Below are 18,569 nucleotides of genomic sequence, written 5' to 3' on the forward strand. Positions count from 1 at the left end.
AATACTCCAGGCAACATTCTTGAAGCACCACCCTCAGGCCCGGGCATTTTTGGCCGATAACCCGAACGGTGAGTTCAGACTCCAGCGAAATCGCTTGATGGCGCATGGCCTCCAGCTATCATCTGCGCGCCTGAAATCGCCTCGGTTCGTTTTCTTCAATTGCCTGGAAATCTTCGATGTCGTCGTATCACCAAAAAAGCTTTCTGATCGTCGATGATTTTTCCGATTTCCGCAGTTCCGTGCGTTCGATGTTGCGTGAGCTCGGCGTCAAGGATGTCGATACTGCCGACACTGGCGAGCAGGCGCTGAAGATGTGCTCGCAGAAGTCCTACGATTTCATTCTTCAGGACTTCCACCTCGGCGACGGCAAGAAGAATGGCCAGCAGGTGCTCGAAGACCTGATGTCGGAAAAGCTCATCAGCCACGAAGCCGTTTTCGTCATGGTCACCGCCGAGACCAGTCAGGCGATGGTGCTCAGTGCGCTGGAGCACGAGCCGGATGCGTACCTGACCAAGCCGTTCAACCGTTCCGGACTGGCCCAGCGCCTTGAGCGTCTGGAGCAACGCAAGACCTTGCTCAAACCGATTCTGCAAGCCCTTGATCGCGGTAAGCCGGTCGAGGTGCTCAATGCCTGTATTGCCCTGTGCAAACAGGACATCCGCTATTCGCCGCTGTGCCTGCGCTACCGCGCCGACGCCCTGCGCGACATGAACCAGAACGAAGCGCTGGAGCGGCTCTACGACGGCATCATTGCCGACCGGCCGTTGCCGTGGGCCTTCGCTGGATTGGGCAAGTTGCTGTTCAAGCGCGGGCAGGTGTCGCAGGCCAAAGAGGTCTATGAAAAGGCCTTGAAAGTGTTCCCGATGATGCCGGCGCTGTATGACGGCATGGCCGATGTGCTGGTGGCCGAAGGCGACAGCAAAGGCGCGCAGCGGGTGCTCGAAGAAGCGATTCGCCTGTCGCCGCTGGCGGTGCGCCGTCAGGCGCTGCTCGGCAAACTGGCGATGGCCAACGAAGATTTCGAAACCGCCTCGCGCGCTTATCGTCAGGCCGTGGCGCAGGGCGCGCAGTCGCGTTTCAAGGACCCGGAAAGCAATCTCGGCCTGGCTCATGCGCTGATCAGCAAGGGCAGCGATCGCGGCCTCGACACGCGCACGCGGCTGGAGATCAACACCACCCTCAGTGCCGTGGCCAAGGAGAATCCGAGCGATCCCGGCCTGCAAATTCGCGCGCGCCTGATGAAAGCCACCAGCCTGCTGCTTAACGACGCTGAAACCGCCGACAAACTCACCGAACAAGCACTGATGCGCCTCGATGGCATGGAGCAATTCATGAGCCCCGAGGCGGCGTTGCTGGTGGCCAAGCAGTTGCAAATGCTCGGTCAGGCCGAGGCGGGCACTTCGATGCTCAAGAGCTGCGCGGAGATTTACGGGGATGACCCGGCGGTGATGAAAGACATTGCCAAGCTCACCGACGATCCGACGATTCTCAGTTCGAGTAACGCTGCGGCCGATCTCAACCGCCAGGGCGTGCGCGTGTACAAGACCGGCAATCTGGTCGAGGCCCGCGAGGTGTTCCGCAAGGCGCTCAAGCTGCAACCGAAAAACATCAGTATTGCGCTGAACCTGGCCCAGTCGCTGCTGCACGGCACCGACACCAGTGTGCCGTCGGCGGAGCTGGAAGAATGTCGGGCCTGCCTGAAACTGGTGGGCCTGATGCCCGACACCGACGCGCGGTTTGCGCGTTATCAGAAGCTGAAAAGCAAGGCGTTTGGCGAATGAACCCAATTGATCCGGCGCTGGATTTTTCCACGGTGATTGCCTCCACCGTCCACGACATGAAGAACTCCCTGGCCATGCTGATGCAGGCGCACAGCCAATGGCTCGCGCGTCTGCCGAAAGAGCTGCGCGACGGCTCGGAACAGGGCGTGATCGACTTCGAGTTCGCCCACCTCAACGGCATGCTGGTGCAGTTGCTCGGGCTGTACAAACTCGGCGTCAACCAGTTGCCGCTACAGCCGGCCTATCACGAACTCGACGATTTCATCGAGGCGCAACTGGCCGCGCATCAGGAAGTGTTTGCCAGTCGCGGCATCATCGCCACCTATGAAGTCGATCCGTTGAGCCCGCTGGGTTTCTTCGATCGCGAGCTGATTGCTTCGGTGCTCGGTAACTGCATCAACAATGCGATCCGTTACGCCCGCGAGTCGTTGCTGATTACTGTCAGTGATGAAGCCGGGCAACTGGTATTGAGCATCAACGACGACGGCGACGGCTATCCAGCAGAGATGCTCGAGCGTCAGGCCGATTATGTGCAGGGCATCAATCACAGCAGCGGTAGCACCGGCCTCGGTCTGTATTTCGCCAATCGCATCGCCGCGCTGCACCAGCGCAACGGCGTGGAAGGGCGCACCGAAATCAGCAATGGCGGGCCGTTGGGTGGTGGGGTATTCAGCCTCTACTTGCCCTGAGGTCTGGTGTAGGAGCTGCCGAAGGCTGCGATCTTTTGATTTTAAAAAGCAAGATCAAAAGATCGCAGCCTCGTTGCACTCGTCAGCTCCTACGGCTCCTGCACAAGATCGGGATTTTTGTGGGCGCTGCTTGATATTCCGAACAGCCGCAGCCTATTTTGTCCGGGTCGCCGTTCGCGGCTCGCACAACAACAAGGATTGCGTCATGACAACCGATGGCCAGGGTTCACTCGCGCAGCGATTGACCGGCATTGATGAGATTGAATGTGTCACCCCGGATCTGAACGGTGTGCCACGGGGCAAGGTGATGACCTCCGAGGGTTTCCTCGAGGGGCGGCGTTTGCAGTTGGCGCGGGGTGTGCTGCTGCAATGCATCATGGGCGGCTATCCGCCGGCGCGGTTCTACGGCAGCGATGACGGCGATCTGGCGCTGGTCGCCGATCCTGCGCAGATTCACCGTTTGCCCTGGAGCGACGAGCCGCGTGCCATGGCGATTTGCGACGCCGACGAACTGAGCGGGGGGAGCTCAAGTCTCTCGACCCGTGGCCAGCTCAAAGCGGTCATCGCCCGTTACGCCGCGCACGGTCTGGCGCCGGTGGTGGCGACCGAACTGGAATTTTTTGTCTTCGCACCGAACACCGATCCGACTCAGCTGTTCCGTCCGCCGGTCGGCCTCGACGGCCGTCGCGAGGATGGCCAGTCGGCGTTCAGCGTCAGTTCCAACAACGGTCTGCGGCCATTCTTCAGCGAAGTGTATAAATGCATGGCGGCCCTCGGCCTGCCGCGCGACACCTTCATGCATGAAATGGGCGTCAGCCAGTTCGAGATCAATCTGCTGCACGGCGACCCGCTGCTGCTTGCCGATCAGACGTTCCTGTTCAAGCACCTGCTCAAGGAGGTCGCGCTCAAGCATGGCCTGAACGTGGTGTGCATGGCCAAACCGCTGGCGCATACGCCGGGCAGCTCGATGCATATTCACCAGAGCATCGTTGAAATCGGCAGCGGCAAGAATGTCTTCACTGACTCGAACGGCGAGCCGACGTCGATGTTCCGCCACTTCATCGGCGGGCTACAGGCAGGCCTCGCCGATTTCACCGCACTGTTTGCGCCCAACGTGAATTCCTATCAGCGCCTGTGTCATCCGTACGCGTCGCCGAACAATGCCTGCTGGTCCCATGACAATCGCGCCGCCGGCTTGCGTATTCCCGCCAGCTCGCCGGTCGCACGTCGGGTCGAAAACCGTTTGCCGGGCGCCGACGCCAACCCTTATCTGGCGATCGCCGCCAGTCTGGCTGCGGGTTTGCATGGCATCGAGCAGGAACTGGAGCCGAGCGCGGCAATCCAGGGTGAGTTCGCCGTGCCGGATAATCTGGCCTTGCCGTGTACCTTGCACGCCGCGCTGGAGCGTCTGAAACGTAGCCAGTTGGCGAGGGAACTGTTCGGGTCGGAGTTCATCGAAGGCTACATCGCTTCGAAGACCATGGAGTTGACCAGCTTCTTTGATGAAATCACTCCCTGGGAGCGCCGTGTGCTGGCCGCCCAGGCCTGACGTATCGCTGCTGCCGGGCTGTCGTTCTGACCGCCCGGTATTTACTGCAAGGAGCCGCTCGGAACGCCGATGCGCCAAATCTGGAAATCCTTTCGAGCGCTGTATTTCGCCTCGCTGATGATGTTGATCGGCTCAGGCCTTCTTTCTACTTATCTGGCTTTGCGTCTGGCTGCCGACAACGTCGACGGGCTGTGGGTCGGTGCGCTGATGGCGGCCAACTATTTCGGTCTGGTGCTGGGCGGCAAGATCGGCCATCGCCTGATTGCCCGGGTCGGGCATATCCGTGCCTACTCGGCGTGTGCCGGGATCGTCGGCGCGGCGGTGCTCGGCCATGGGCTGGTGGACTGGCTGCCAGCGTGGCTGGTGCTGCGGACCATCGTCGGTCTGGGCATGATGTGTCAGTACATGGTCATCGAGAGCTGGCTCAACGAGCAGGCAGATGCCAATCAACGCGGCCTGGTATTCAGCGGTTACATGATCGCCTCGTACCTGGGCCTGGTGCTGGGCCAACTGATTCTGGTCATGCACCCCGGCCTCGGCCTGGAACTGCTGATGCTGGTCGCGCTGTGCTTTGCCCTGTGTCTGGTGCCGGTGACGCTGACCCGGCGGATTCACCCGGCGCCTCTGCACCCGGCGCCGATGGAGCCGCGATTCTTTATCAAGCGTGTGCCGCAATCGCTGAGCACGGTGCTCGGCGCCGGTCTGATCATCGGTTCGTTCTACGGTCTGGCGCCGCTGTATGCCTCGCAACAGGGGCTGACGACCGAGCAGGTCGGTCTGTTCATGGGTAGCTGCATTTTTGCCGGTCTGCTGGTGCAGTGGCCGTTGGGCTGGTTGTCCGACCGTTATGACCGCGCGCTGCTGATCCGCTGCTTTGCCGGGTTTCTGGCGGTGGCGGCGTTGCCGTTGGCGATCATGCCGCAGGTGCCGCTGGAGGTGCTGTTCGTCGTCGGCTTCTTCTGTTCGCTGGTGCAGTTTTGTCTGTATCCGCTGGCGGTGGCGTTTTCCAACGACCACGTCGAAGGCGATCGCCGGGTGTCGCTGACCGCCATGTTGCTGGTGACTTACGGCGTCGGCGCGAGCATCGGGCCGCTGCTGGCGGGCGTGCTGATGAAGTTTCTCGGCAGTCAGAGCCTGTATGCGTTCTTCAGTTTCTTCGCGTTGGTGCTGGTCTGGCGGATCCGTCCGAAAGCAGTGACCAACCTGCACCAGGTAGACGACGCACCGCTGCATCACGTGGCAATGCCGGACAGCATGTCGAGCTCGCCGCTGGTGGCGGCGCTTGACCCGCGTGTCGATGAGCAGGTGGTGCAGGAGCAGATGGTGCAGGATCCGGCGCCGGTCAATCCTGAGCCCGAGGCGCAGCCGGAAGCTGTCGTTGAAACCGAACCCAATAGTGCTGATGACGACAAGCCTGCGCCGGATATCAGTGGCGGCAGGCCATGAACGGAAGATAAACATCGGCGCATAAAAAAGGGCAGTCCCGCACAGGACTGCCCTTTTTATTGATCGCTGCGACTCAGAGATCGTCTTTGTCGAAACGCCGTGCTTCACGCTGCAACTGGTAAACAAAACGCTCGACGTTGCGCGCAGCCTGGCCACTGATGTTGTGGAAGCGCAGACCGGCGAAGGTGATGTTGAGTTTTTCTTCGAAATGCAAATAGCGCAGCTCGACCGACGTCGGCTGGTTGCCGAACAGCGGCGGGGCGATCAGACGATCATAGACCTGGCCCAGTTGCAGGCGATCAGTGATGTCGCCTTCGAAACGGAATTTGCAACCGGTCGCAGAAATATCCAGCAGCTTGCCGTGCAGAGGAACCTTGAGCTTTTCGCCGCCCAGTTCAACGCTGACCAGATCGGTGAGCTTTAACGCAGCGCGGAAGGCGTTACGGCGCTGGTGATAGACCACTTCGCTCGGCAGGTCGCCGGTGTAGAAACGGTCACCGTCGGATTCTTCGATATTCAGCGTGCCGTTGCATTCCCAGGCGATGCGCACGCCGTCATGAAAGCCTTCGACCTTGAACGGTTCGCCAGCCTGGAGGAAGCGCTCGCCGTCGCGCGGGATCATTTCGTCCAGGGCGATCGTCGCGGTTTCGCGGTCGACCTTGATCAGGTAGCTCTGAAAGCGCTGGCTGCGTTCATGGAAGGTGATGATCAGCGGATCGTGGCTGTCTTGCAGCTGGCGCAGGTTGCTGGAGATTTCCAGTGGCGTGGTGAGCACCTTCGGAGGCTGCGGAGCATCATCCGCGCTTAGGGTGTTGGACACGGTTCTTCAATCTCCAGACAAAATAAGACTACGACTGGCCAGTATTTTGCCAGCATGTTGCGCAAGTGGATAGTGCAGTGCCAGCGAATGGCTCATGCCTGGCTGAGCGTTCGCGGCTTGACCGGTTTGGCAAAGGTGCCGCTGGCGTCGTACAGCGCTGGCGGCTCACCGCCGGTGAGGATCTTCAGCTGGTTGGCCGTAGTCGCCTGCTGGATCTGGATCGACTGGCCGTTCTTGATGTTGGCTGCCTGGCATTGGGCGATCAGCGCGGTCAGGGCATCGCCCTGGGTCAGCAACTGGTCGCCAATGCTCGACTGGCTGGCCAGTTGCTCAAGACCTGTGCGATCAGTCGGCAGGTTGAGGCTGGCGAGGATTTCGCTGCGCTTGCGGCCATGCTGCTCGAGCAGAATGATCAACGCTTGCTTGGTCGCCAGAATTTCTTCCAGCAACGGCATGTCGCGACCATGCAAAGCGAGGGATTCGGTTTGCAATAACTCCAGCAATTGTTGCGCTGGAGCAAAGTCGTCGTTGATCAGTTGCAATAAGTTAGTGTCGTGCATGGCTGGCCTTGGGGTTTAAGCGTCCAAAAGCCTGGCGCCGGCAAAAGCCTAGCGCTGGGCTTCGAAGTTGAGCAGTTTGCTGGCTACACGGTTGCTGTCGACTTTATAGCTGCCATCGGCAATCGCGGCTTTCAACTCGGCCACACGGGCTTTGTCGACAGCAGGCTGATCGCGCAGCTTGTCAGTGACCTTCTGCAACTGTTGAGCCTCATTGCTGAGGTGTACCGACTCCCCGCTTTTGGCGACATTGGCCTGTTCGGCCTGGGTATTCAGCGGCGCGGAGGGGCTGTTTTCAGCGCTTTCCTTGGCGTTGCTGGTACGTGTGCTGCCGGTTAGTGACGAGGAACTGTTCAATCGGTTGAAATCGATAACCATGATAAAAAACCTCTGGGAATTTGGACGCTTGCCATGTTTTCGGCTATCCCCTGAAAAACTTTAGGCCCAATCAACCATAAGCTTGCATGCGCCGTTGCGAGACCTGCTGCGGCACAGTTTAGGGAAGCGACGGGATCGGCGCCAGTTTTCTCCACGAGGCTTTTACATGGCCACTTCGACCTGTCCCGGCGCAATCACCTGCGCCTTGATAACTCTTTGAGAATTAAGGTTTTTTACTCGAATCTGTTCTTTCATGCCGCCATTGGAGAGCGCTTCCCCCGGCATGCGTACGGCAAGGGTGCCGCTGCGCGCAGTGATCACCACCTGGTCACCCTTGCGCACCACTTCGGCCTGTTCCAGATGCACCAGTGTGATGACCTGATCGGCGACCGTTGGTCGGGTAAGTTTCTGCCCGATCGCTTCGTCGACCGAGGTCAGGAAACCCTGATTGATCGTGCTGACGTCGCGCTCGCGCAAGGTCACATCCTGCGGCTCGATAATGCCGGCGCGTTTCAGCGGACGAGTGGTCGTCACGATCTCGCGAAACAGGCGGACTTGAGCGGGTACGAACACCGTCCAGGGCGAACTGCCTTCGCAGCGAACCTTCACCGTGACGCGGCCCAGCGGGCGTGCCGGGCTCTCCAGTGTGGCTGTCAATTCCTTGTCGCACATGGGCATGCGCATGCGCGGGTCGAGCTGGTTGACTTCGATTTCGTAGCGGCCTTCGGTTTGACTGGAAGCCAAATAGTCTTCTACGGTGAATTCAAGAAAGCCCTGAGTCACGCCGATAAGCATATCAGGCAAGGTAACCGCATCTGCATGGGCAGGACTGCCAGCAAGCGAGCAGCAAACGGCGGCCACCGCGCAAAGCCCTTTGCGAAGGGTAGATGTCAGGCGTCGGGAAAATGTCGTTTGAGCGTTCATACGAGTTAAAAAGCAAGCGCCGTGCCGTTTAGCAATGAATGTGCGTCGCAACAACACTTGGCGTTGGTGTAGGAGTCTGGGCATGGCTGGTGTAATGGATTCGGTGAACCAGCGCACGCAACTGGTAGGGCAGAATCGCCTCGAGCTGCTGTTGTTCCGTCTCGACGGGCCGCAGCTCTACGGGATCAACGTGTTCAAGGTACGGGAAGTGTTGCAGTGCCCGTCCCTGACGTTGATGCCCAAATCCAGTCCTGTCGTGTGCGGGGTAGCGAATATACGGGGAGCGACCATTCCGATCCTGGATCTGGCAATGGCAACGGGCTCCGGTGCGTTGAAAGACAAGAACAGTCCGTTCGTGATCATCACGGAGTACAACACCAAGACCCAGGGTTTCCTGGTCCGCTCGGTGGAGCGCATCGTCAACATGAACTGGGAAGAGATCCATCCGCCACCCAAGGGTACCGGTCGCGATCACTACCTGACCGCTGTGACTCGGGTCGACAACCAGTTGGTCGAAATCATCGACGTCGAGAAGGTGCTGGCCGAAGTGGCGCCGACGCCGGAAGCGATTTCGGTGGGCGTGGTCGATGTCGAGACGCAGACCAAGGCGTTGTCGCTGCGGGTGCTGACGGTCGATGACTCGTCGGTGGCGCGCAAGCAGGTCACGCGTTGTCTGCAGACCATCGGTGTCGAAGTGGTGGCGCTGAACGACGGCAAGCAGGCGCTGGATTACCTGCGCAAGCTGGTCGACGAGGGCAAGAAGCCGGAAGAAGAGTTCCTGATGATGATTTCCGACATCGAGATGCCGGAGATGGACGGGTACACCCTGACGGCGGAAATCCGCGGCGACGCACGCATGCAAAAGCTCCATATCATCCTGCATACTTCGTTGTCGGGGGTATTCAATCAGGCGATGGTGAAGAAAGTCGGTGCTGATGACTTCCTGGCCAAATTCCGTCCTGATGACCTCGCATCCCGGGTAGTCGACCGGATCAAAGCAGCAGATATCAGCTAGGGGCCTTCTGCCCCTGGCGGTCAACACGATTTAAGAGGCGGCATCATTGTCTACGGGTAATTTGGATTTCGAACAGTTCCGGGTCTTCCTGGAAAAAGCCTGTGGCATTCTGCTCGGTGAAAACAAGCAGTATCTGGTCTCGAGCCGTCTCAACAAACTGATGGAGCAGCAAGGCATCAAGTCCCTGGGCGAGCTGGTGCAGCGCATCCAGACCCAGCCGCGCAGCGGTTTGCGCGAGCAGGTGGTCGATGCCATGACGACTAACGAAACCCTGTGGTTTCGCGACACCTATCCGTTTGAAGTCTTGAAGAACAAGGTACTGCCGGAAGCGATCAAGGCCAGCCCCAACCAGCGTCTGCGGATCTGGTCGGCGGCCTGCTCGTCGGGACAGGAACCGTACTCGCTGTCGATGTCGATCGACGAGTTCGAGCGCAGCAACCTGGGTCAGTTGAAGATGGGTGTGCAGATCGTTGCCACCGATCTGTCGGGCCTGATGCTCAACAACTGCAAGACCGGCGAGTACGACAGCCTGGCGATCGGTCGCGGTCTGTCGCCGGAACGCCTGCAACGCTACTTCGACCCGAAAGGGCCGGGGCGCTGGGTGGTCAAGGCGCCGATCAAGAGCCGGGTGGAATTCCGCTCGTTCAACCTGCTCGACAGTTACGCAGCGCTGGGCAAATTCGACATCGTGTTCTGCCGCAACGTGCTGATCTACTTCTCTGCCGAAGTGAAGAAGGACATCCTGTTGCGCATTCACAGCACGTTGAAGCCGGGCGGGTACCTGTTCCTTGGCGCTTCGGAAGCGCTGAACGGATTGCCGGATCATTACCAGATGGTTCAGTGCAGCCCGGGGATTATTTACAAGGCGAAATAAGCGGTTTGCAGTGATACAAAAAACGGGAGGCCCCAAAAGGCCTGCCGTTTTTTTGTGCCCGAATTATTTCCACGAACACCACGAACCCCCTGTGGGAGCGAGCCTGCTCGCGAAAGCGGTCTGTCCATAAGACAGTTGGCGCCTGACACGCCGCCTTCGCGAGCAGGCTCGCTCCCACAGGGATCTGCGCTGGCCTGGCAAGGACGGCAAGCGGCAGAAAAGCGGCATCCGGCGGTAACCGGTTGCCGCTTTTCTGGCATTGCCGCTTAGCCTGTTCGGCGCAAAGCCCCGGAATACGGGGCTTTGTTCATTTGGCACGGCGCTTGCTAAAGCTCAGATACGAAAAACCGGTCACCTGAAGGTTCCCGACATGAGCATCAGCTTCGACAAAGCGCTGGGCATTCACGAAAAGGCATTGGGCTTCCGCGCCCAGCGTGCCGAAGTGCTGGCCAACAACATCGCCAACGCCGACACCCCGAACTACAAGGCGCGGGATCTGGATTTCTCCAAAGTGCTCGAAGCACAGACCGAGAAGACCAAGACCGGCGGCCACTTTGCCCTGAACATGACCAACAGCCGGCACATCGAGGCTGAAGGGCTGGGCAATGGCGACGAGTCGCTGATGTATCGCACGCCGATGCAGCCTTCGATCGACCAGAACACCGTCGACGCTCAACTGGAACAGTCGAACTACGCGGAGAACGCCGTCGGCTTCCAGGCCAGCTTCACCTTGCTCAACAGCAAATTCAAAGGGCTGGTGTCAGCCCTGCGCGGAGAATAATCCATGTCCCTGTCCAGCGTTTTCAACATTGCCGGCAGCGGCATGAGCGCGCAGACCACGCGTCTGAACACCGTGGCCTCGAACATCGCCAACGCCGAAACCGTTTCGTCGAGCATCGACCAGACCTACCGCGCCCGTCATCCGGTATTCGCCACCATGTTCCAGGGCGGCCAGGCTGGCGGCAGCAATTCGCTGTTCCAGAACCAGGACGCGGCCGGGCAGGGCGTGCAGGTGCTCGGCGTCGTCGAAGACCAGAGCAACCTCGAAGCGCGCTACGAGCCGAACCATCCGGCCGCCGACGCCAAGGGCTACGTCTACTACCCGAACGTCAACGTGGTGGAAGAAATGGCTGACATGATTTCCGCGAGCCGCTCGTTCCAGACCAACGCGGAAATGATGAACACCGCCAAAACCATGATGCAGAAGGTACTGACCCTCGGTCAGTAATAAGGGGCGACTGCCATGAGCGTTACGGATACCACCAGCAGCCTGAGCATGAACGACATCCTGGCCAACTCATCGAAGAAGGCCAGCAGCACTACGTCAGGCGGCATCGCTTCGGCGACCAACAGTGCCACCGGCGGCCAGGCGCTGGGCAAGGATGCTTTCCTGCAACTGCTGGTCACCCAGCTGAAAAACCAGAACCCGCTCGACCCGCAGGACAACAGCGCGTTCGTTGCGCAACTGGCGCAGTTCAGCAGCCTTGAAGGCATCACCACGTTGAACTCCACCGTCAGTGGCCTTGCCGGCAACTACAACTCGTCGCAGGCGCTGCAAGCGTCGTCGCTGGTCGGTCGCAACGTGATCGTGCAGACCAACACCGCCCAGCTCGATGACCCGAGCAAAGGTCTGACCGGTTCGGTCACCGTGCCGTCGTCGATTGCCGGCGGCACCGTGACCATCACCGACAAGGACGGCAAAACCGTGCGCACCATCGATCTGGGCAGCCGCGCTGCCGGCGATGCCAGCTTCACTTGGGACGGCAAGGACACCGCCGGCACCGTGGTTCCGGTCGGCACTTACACGTTCAAGGCCAACGCACCGATCAACGGCACCGCGACGGACCTGGCGACTTATCTGCCAGCGACCGTCAACAGCGTGACGATCAGCCAGACCGGTGGCGAGCTGATGCTCAACCTGGCCGGCAAGGGCACCGTTGCCCTGTCCAAAGTACAAACCATTGGTATATAGAGCCGACTAACCCGGCATAAAGGAGTGGAATATGTCTTTCAATATCGGCCTTAGCGGTCTCTATGCCGCCAACAAACAACTCGACGTCACCGGCAACAACATCGCCAACGTCGCCACCGCCGGTTTCAAATCCTCGCGCGCAGAGTTCGAAGACGTCTATTCGTCGACTCGTCTGGGCAGCGGCAGCAAAGTGATCGGCAACGGCGTACGCCTGGCCAACGTTTCCCAGCAGTTCACCCAGGGTGACATCAACAACACTGGCAACGTGCTGGACATGGGCATCAACGGTTCCGGCTTCTTCACCATGAGCAACAACGGCTCGATCTCGTACACCCGTGCCGGTACGTTCAAGGTCGACAACGCCGGTTACATCACCAACACCGACTACACCTCGCGTCTGCAGGGTTACGGTGTGGATGCCAACGGCAAGATCATCAACGGTGTGTTGACCGATCTGAAGATCGACACCTCGAACCTGGCGCCGAAGTCGACTTCGGCGGTGACTTCGAGCATCAACCTGAACTCTTCGGCACCCGTGATTGTTGATACCGGCGCTACTGCCGTGAAGTTCGACCCGTCGAAGCCTGAGACTTACACCAAGTCGTTCAGCACGCCGATCTATGACACTCAGGGTAACTCCCACGTCATGGATCAGTACGTGGTCAAGACTGGCGAGAATACCTGGAAGGTTTACACCCTGGTTGATGGACGCAACCCGGATGCCACCGGTAGCGATCCAACCAACGCCGCCACGCCTCCGGTTGCTTCGACATTGACGTTCGACAGTTCCGGCAAATTGCTTCAGGTGAGTACACCGAGTACTTTGCCGCCGCCGGCGCCAAACCCGCTCATCAGCAGCGACTTGACGTTGAGTAACTGGAAGCCAGGCACCGTGACCAACGGTGTTTTTACGCCTAACGGCGCGGCAGCAAATCCGGCTGGCGTGACCATTTCGATGGCCAAGACCACCCAGTACAACGCTGATACTTCGCGCACGATACCGACTCAGGATGGCTACGCCACTGGACAGATCACCAACCTGACCATCGACGGTACCGGTACGCTGTTCGCCAACTTCAGCAACAACCAGAGCAAGGCGATTGGTCAGGTTGCACTGGCCAGTTTCACCAACGAGCAGGGCTTGCAGGCTGTCGGTGGTACTAGCTGGAAAGAGACTTTCGCTTCGGGTATTCCGGGCTACGACGCGCCGAAGACCGGTACGTTGGGTGAGGTGGTGTCCAACTCGCTGGAAGAGTCGAACGTTAACCTGACCAACGAGCTGGTTGATCTGATCAAGGGCCAGAGCAACTATCAGGCGAACGCCAAGACCATCTCCACTCAGAGCACCATCATGCAGACCATCATTCAGATGACTTGATGTGATCTGATTGCTGCACTGAAAACCGACGTCCTAGGGCGTCGGTTTTTTTTGCGCGCTATCGGGCTTTTCTCAAATACCTACCGTTCGTCGGCAGCTGTGGTGCAGTAATTCCAGTTGCCCCCAGCAGAAGAAGGGGCGCGTCAAACTTTCGCAGGTCATGGAGACCTCTGGTTGCAAGGCGGTTAAGCGTCTCATCAATGACCACGCTCAAAAGTACTCGGCCTTATCGAGGCGATTCTGAAGTATTGCGTTGACTATCGATTCATCAAAAAGGCAAGGAAGAGACAATGGCAGTTATAAACGGAACGTCGGGTACGGACACACTGGTAGGCACGTCAAGTGCGGATGAGTTGTATGGGGTTGCAGGAAATGACTCGCTGAGTGGCGGCGATGGCAATGACTTGCTGGATGGCGGAGCAGGTGCTGATGTCTTGAATGGCGGGAACGGTATCGATACCGCGTCTTATGCCAGCTCGACGGCAGGAGTAACCGTCAATCTGACCGCTGGAACAGGTGTTGGCGGAGATGCTCAGGGCGATACCTTGACGTCTATAGAGGCCGTGATTGGTTCTGCATTTAATGACATTCTCACCGCCCAAGCATCCGGCAACACTTTAAGCGGTGGCGCTGGTAACGACATCTACTACGTCAACGGCACTTCGGTAAACGTCGTTGAAGCGGTGGGCGGCGGTGATGACGAAGTACGGACCATCCTGCTCAATCACACCCTGGCAACCAGCGTCGAACGCCTGACCTACGTCGGTACCGGCAACTTTGTCGGTTACGGCAACGCGTCGGACAACGTCATTACCGGCGGGATCGGTAACGACATTCTGATGGGCGGCGCAGGTGCTGACCAGTTCATTGGCGGTGCAGGCACTGATACCGTGAGTTATACCGACAGCCCTGCGGGTGTAACGATCAACACCAAAACCGGAGTGAACTCCGGGATTGCTGCCGGTGATACCTACGTCGGCATCGAGATGCTGGCTGGCTCCGGCAGCAACGACACCTTTATCAGTGGTGCAACTGCCGATCAGTTTGATGGTTCGGGCGGTACTGACACCATTGACTATTCTGGGTCCTCCAGCGGTGTGACAGTAAGTCTGGTCGGAGGTGTTCTGGGTGTCGGTGGTGATGCCCAGGGTGACAAGCTGTGGAACTTCGAAACCGTCATCGGCTCGTCTTTCAATGACGTGTTGACCGGGCAAACCACGGGCAACGTCCTGAACGGCGGCGCCGGCGATGACATCTACTACGTCAACGGCACTTCGGTAAACGTCGTTGAAGCGGTGGGCGGCGGTGATGACGAAGTACGGACCATCCTGGTCAATCACACCCTGGCAACCAGCGTCGAACGCCTGACCTACGTCGGTACCGGCAACTTTGTCGGTTACGGCAACGCGTCGGACAACGTCATTACCGGCGGGATCGGTAACGACATTCTGATGGGCGGCGCAGGTGCTGACCAGTTCATTGGCGGTGCAGGCACTGATACCGTGAGTTATACCGACAGCCCTGCGGGTGTAACGATCAACACCAAAACCGGAGTGAACTCCGGGATTGCTGCCGGTGATACCTACGTCGGCATCGAGATGCTGGCTGGCTCCGGCAGCAACGACACCTTTATCAGTGGTGCAACTGCCGATCAGTTTGATGGTTCGGGCGGTACTGACACCATTGACTATTCTGGGTCCTCCAGCGGTGTGACAGTAAGTCTGGTCGGAGGTGTTCTGGGTGTCGGTGGTGATGCCCAGGGTGACAAGCTGTGGAACTTCGAAACCGTCATCGGCTCGTCTTTCAATGACGTGTTGACCGGGCAAACCACGGGCAACGTCCTGAACGGCGGCGCCGGCGATGACATCTACTACGTCAACGGCACTTCGGTAAACGTCGTTGAAGCGGTGGGCGGCGGTGATGACGAAGTACGGACCATCCTGCTCAATCACACCCTGGCAACCAGCGTCGAACGCCTGACCTACGTCGGTACCGGCAACTTTGTCGGTTACGGCAACGCGTCGGACAACGTCATTACCGGCGGGATCGGTAACGACATTCTGATGGGCGGCGCAGGTGCTGACCAGTTCATTGGCGGTGCAGGCACTGATACCGTGAGTTATACCGACAGCCCTGCGGGTGTAACGATCAACACCAAAACCGGAGTGAACTCCGGGATTGCTGTCGGTGATACCTACGTCGGCATCGAGATGCTGGCTGGCTCCGGCAGCAACGACACCTTTATCAGTGGTGCAACTGCCGATCAGTTTGATGGTTCGGGCGGTACTGACACCATTGACTATTCTGGGTCCTCCAGCGGTGTGACAGTAAGTCTGGTCGGAGGTGTTCTGGGTGTCGGTGGTGATGCCCAGGGTGACAAGCTGTGGAACTTCGAAACCGTCATCGGCTCGTCTTTCAATGACGTGTTGACCGGGCAAACCACGGGCAACGTCCTGAACGGCGGCGCCGGCGATGACATCTACTACGTCAACGGCACTTCGGTAAACGTCGTTGAAGCGGTGGGCGGCGGTGATGATGAAGTGCGTACTGTTTTGCTGAATCACACCTTGGCAGCCAACGTTGAACGTCTTACTTACGTCGGCACCGGTAACTTCGTCGGTTACGGCAATGCCTCAGACAACATCATCACGGGCGGGGCCGGTGCCGATACGCTGTCGGGCGGAGCAGGTGCTGACCAGTTCATCGGTGGCGCCGGTAACGATATCGTGAGTTATGGCGACAGCCCTTCGGGTGTGACGATCAACACCAAAACCGGGGTGAACTCCGGGATCGCTTTCGGTGATACATACGTCGGCATCGAGTTCCTGCAAGGTTCTGGCAGCAATGACACCTTTATCAGCGGCGAAGCTGCGGATCAGTTTTTCGGTTCGGGCGGCACGGACACCATTGACTACTCCGGTTCGTCCAGCGGTGTGACGGTGAGTCTGGTCGGCGGTGTTGCAGGCGTGGGTGGTGATGCCCAGGGCGACAAGCTGTGGGAATTTGAAACGGTCATCGGCTCGTCTTTCAATGACGTCCTGACCGGGCAAACCACGGGCAATGTCCTGAACGGCGGCGCTGGCGATGACATCTACTACGTCAACGGCACTTCGGTGAACGTGGTTGAAGCAGTGAGCGGTGGTGATGATGAAGTACGCACTGTTTTGCTCAATCACACCCTGGCAGCCAACGTTGAACGTCTTACTTACGTCGGCACCGGTAATTTTACCGGTTACGGCAATGCCTCAGACAACATCATCACGGGCGGGGCCGGTGCCGATACGCTGTCGGGCGGAGCAGGTGCTGACCAGTTCATCGGTGGCGCCGGTAACGATATCGTGAGTTATGGCGACAGCCCTTCGGGTGTGACGATCAACACCAAAACCGGGGTGAACTCCGGGATCGCTTTCGGTGATACATACGTCGGCATCGAGTTCCTGCAAGGTTCTGGCAGCAATGACACCTTTATCAGCGGCGAAGCTGCGGATCAGTTTTTCGGTTCGGGCGGCACGGACACCATTGACTACTCCGGTTCGTCCAGCGGTGTGACGGTGAGTCTGGTCGGCGGTGTTGCAGGCGTGGGTGGTGATGCCCAGGGCGACAAGCTGTGGGAATTTGAAACGGTCATCGGCTCGTCTTTCAATGACGTCCTGACCGGGCAAACCACGGGCAATGTCCTGAACGGCGGCGCTGGCGATGACATCTACTACGTCAACGGCACTTCGGTGAACGTGGTTGAAGCAGTGAGCGGTGGTGATGATGAAGTACGCACTGTTTTGCTCAATCACACCCTGGCAGCCAACGTTGAACGTCTTACTTACGTCGGCACCGGTAATTTTACCGGTTACGGCAATGCCTCAGACAACATCATCACGGGCGGGGCCGGTGCCGATACGCTGTCGGGCGGAGCAGGTGCTGACCAATTCTTCGGTGGCGATGGTTTTGACACGGTCAGCTACGTTGACAGCCTCACGGGCGTGACAATCAACTCCAAAACCGGAGTCAGCACGGGTATCGCTGCCGGCGATTCCTACAACAGTATTGAACAGATCCGGGGCTCCAATTACGGCGATATCTTTGTCGGTAGTGCCGGCGTGGATCGTTTTGATGGTGGCAATGGCAACGACATTCTCAGCTTTGCGGGTGAGGATTCGGGCGTTACGCTGGATCTGAGTGCTGCGGTGCTTACCGGTATTGCGGCGGGGGATATCTATGCGTCGATCGAGGCATTCCAAGGTTCCGCCTATGCCGATACCTTCACTGGCTCCGCCGCCGTGAGAGAGACCTTTATTGGCGGCGCTGGTGCGGATAGTTTGATTGGTGTCGGGCGTGGAGACTCTGCCTGGTACGTCAATAGCTCCGATGCGGTACAGGTCAATCTGCTGACAGGTTTCGGCACTGGCGGTGATGCCCAAGGGGACGCACTCATAAATATCGATAACCTTGTGGGCTCAGCCTTCAGTGACACCTTGATCGGTAATGCCTACGCCAACATGTTAGAGGGCGGTGACGGTAACGACGTACTGTATGGCGGTGATGGCAATGACACTCTCTATGGTCATAGCTTCACGGATACTGGCGCCCTGACTGTACCTTTCTCGACGGATAATCAGGCTGATACCATCTATGGTGGTAACGGCGATGATTACATCATTGGGTATGTGCGTGATGTCGGTTCAGTTTTCTATGGCGAAGCCGGCAATGACAACATTACGGTCATTTCGGGTATCGCCGACGGGGGCGATGGCAATGACACGTTAATGGGCTTGGGTCATGGCTATGAGCTGCGCGGTGGTGCCGGTGCCGACAAGCTGTATCTGAGCGCTTCCGGTGACGGTTATGGTGGAGAGGGCAGCGATGCGTATTTTGTATCTTCCAAAACCATGGTCGCGATTTTCGATGACGGCACCACAGGGATCGATATGGTCACTCTCAGAAACATCCAGAGTGTCAGCGATGTCCGGATCATGCAAAACGATCAGGGCGCCTACATCTTCAATGCCGCCGACCTGCAAAGCGGCAATCTGGACTCTGGCGTGTTCCTGAAAGACTGGTACAAGGGAGCCAACACCATTGAAACCTTCTACACCAACAACGGCGATTCCTTCACTATTCCGGTAGTGGGACAGGCAATGAGCGAGTCCGTGATGGGCTGACGAAGGTTGCAATGTTGAAACGGCGAGTCC

15 protein-coding genes are annotated in these 18,569 nt (G+C 58.6%); 11 read left to right on the forward strand and 4 right to left on the reverse strand.

What is annotated here, in order from left to right:
- The first annotated feature begins 176 nt into the window (after positions 1-176).
- The 4 genes from JWU58_RS07615 (at position 177) to JWU58_RS07630 (ending at position 5,465) form a co-directional block, all read left to right on the forward strand.
- Complete coding sequence (locus JWU58_RS07615) at positions 177-1,781, forward strand: tetratricopeptide repeat-containing response regulator (protein ID WP_016773603.1); 1,605 nt, start codon at positions 177-179, stop codon at positions 1,779-1,781.
- A complete protein-coding gene (locus JWU58_RS07620) occupies positions 1,778-2,470 on the forward strand; it encodes a sensor histidine kinase (protein ID WP_016773604.1) in 693 nt (230 codons plus the stop codon). The genes JWU58_RS07615 and JWU58_RS07620 overlap by 4 nt, the downstream gene beginning before the upstream one ends.
- 307 nt (positions 2,471-2,777) lie before the next feature.
- A complete protein-coding gene (locus JWU58_RS07625) occupies positions 2,778-4,019 on the forward strand; it encodes a glutamine synthetase family protein (RefSeq protein WP_206422167.1) in 1,242 nt (413 codons plus the stop codon).
- Between the two features lie 69 nt (positions 4,020-4,088).
- Entirely contained in the window at positions 4,089-5,465 is a 1,377-nt protein-coding gene (locus JWU58_RS07630) for an MFS transporter (protein ID WP_122880442.1), read from the forward strand.
- Positions 5,466-5,538: 73 nt separating this feature from the next.
- Here JWU58_RS07630 and JWU58_RS07635 read toward each other — a convergent pair whose 3' ends face one another.
- The 4 genes from JWU58_RS07635 to flgA all read right to left on the reverse strand — a co-directional run bounded on the left by JWU58_RS07635 (position 5,539) and on the right by flgA (position 8,144).
- Complete coding sequence (locus JWU58_RS07635) at positions 5,539-6,285, reverse strand: flagellar brake protein (RefSeq protein ID WP_041479276.1); 747 nt, start codon at positions 6,283-6,285, stop codon at positions 5,539-5,541.
- 92 nt (positions 6,286-6,377) lie between these two features.
- Positions 6,378-6,845, reverse strand: coding sequence for a flagella synthesis protein FlgN (locus JWU58_RS07640; protein WP_016773608.1), 468 nt, complete (start codon positions 6,843-6,845; stop codon positions 6,378-6,380).
- Positions 6,846-6,893: 48 nt separating this feature from the next.
- Positions 6,894-7,220 carry a flagellar biosynthesis anti-sigma factor FlgM gene (flgM, locus tag JWU58_RS07645; RefSeq protein WP_016773609.1) on the reverse strand — a complete coding sequence of 109 codons (327 nt, stop codon included), beginning with the start codon at positions 7,218-7,220 and terminating at the stop codon, positions 6,894-6,896.
- A gap of 162 nt (positions 7,221-7,382) precedes the next feature.
- A complete protein-coding gene (gene flgA / locus JWU58_RS07650) occupies positions 7,383-8,144 on the reverse strand; it encodes a flagellar basal body P-ring formation chaperone FlgA (RefSeq protein WP_130899192.1) in 762 nt (253 codons plus the stop codon).
- 82 nt (positions 8,145-8,226) lie between these two features.
- On the opposite strand from flgA, the gene JWU58_RS07655 reads away from it, so the two are divergent.
- The 7 genes from JWU58_RS07655 (at position 8,227) to JWU58_RS07685 (ending at position 18,539) form a co-directional block, all read left to right on the forward strand.
- Positions 8,227-9,159 carry a chemotaxis protein CheV gene (locus tag JWU58_RS07655; protein ID WP_016773611.1) on the forward strand — a complete coding sequence of 311 codons (933 nt, stop codon included), beginning with the start codon at positions 8,227-8,229 and terminating at the stop codon, positions 9,157-9,159.
- 46 nt (positions 9,160-9,205) lie between these two features.
- On the forward strand, positions 9,206-10,033 hold the full coding sequence (gene cheR / locus JWU58_RS07660) for a protein-glutamate O-methyltransferase CheR (protein ID WP_016773612.1): 828 nt from the start codon (positions 9,206-9,208) through the stop codon (positions 10,031-10,033).
- Positions 10,034-10,403: 370 nt separating this feature from the next.
- Positions 10,404-10,814 carry a flagellar basal body rod protein FlgB gene (gene flgB / locus JWU58_RS07665; RefSeq protein ID WP_016773613.1) on the forward strand — a complete coding sequence of 137 codons (411 nt, stop codon included), beginning with the start codon at positions 10,404-10,406 and terminating at the stop codon, positions 10,812-10,814.
- Positions 10,815-10,817: 3 nt separating this feature from the next.
- Entirely contained in the window at positions 10,818-11,261 is a 444-nt protein-coding gene (gene flgC / locus JWU58_RS07670; protein WP_016773614.1) for a flagellar basal body rod protein FlgC, read from the forward strand.
- Positions 11,262-11,276: 15 nt separating this feature from the next.
- Entirely contained in the window at positions 11,277-12,005 is a 729-nt protein-coding gene (gene flgD / locus JWU58_RS07675; RefSeq protein ID WP_016773615.1) for a flagellar hook assembly protein FlgD, read from the forward strand.
- Between the two features lie 31 nt (positions 12,006-12,036).
- On the forward strand, positions 12,037-13,383 hold the full coding sequence (gene flgE / locus JWU58_RS07680; RefSeq protein ID WP_076563858.1) for a flagellar hook protein FlgE: 1,347 nt from the start codon (positions 12,037-12,039) through the stop codon (positions 13,381-13,383).
- Positions 13,384-13,673: 290 nt separating this feature from the next.
- The gene (locus tag JWU58_RS07685) at positions 13,674-18,539 is read left to right on the forward strand and encodes a beta strand repeat-containing protein (RefSeq protein WP_206421712.1); all 4,866 of its coding nucleotides are present in this window, start codon (positions 13,674-13,676) and stop codon (positions 18,537-18,539) included.
- Positions 18,540-18,569 lie beyond the last annotated feature (30 nt).

The sequence above is a fragment of the Pseudomonas atacamensis genome (assembly GCF_017167965.1).
Taxonomy (GTDB): domain Bacteria; phylum Pseudomonadota; class Gammaproteobacteria; order Pseudomonadales; family Pseudomonadaceae; genus Aquipseudomonas; species Aquipseudomonas atacamensis.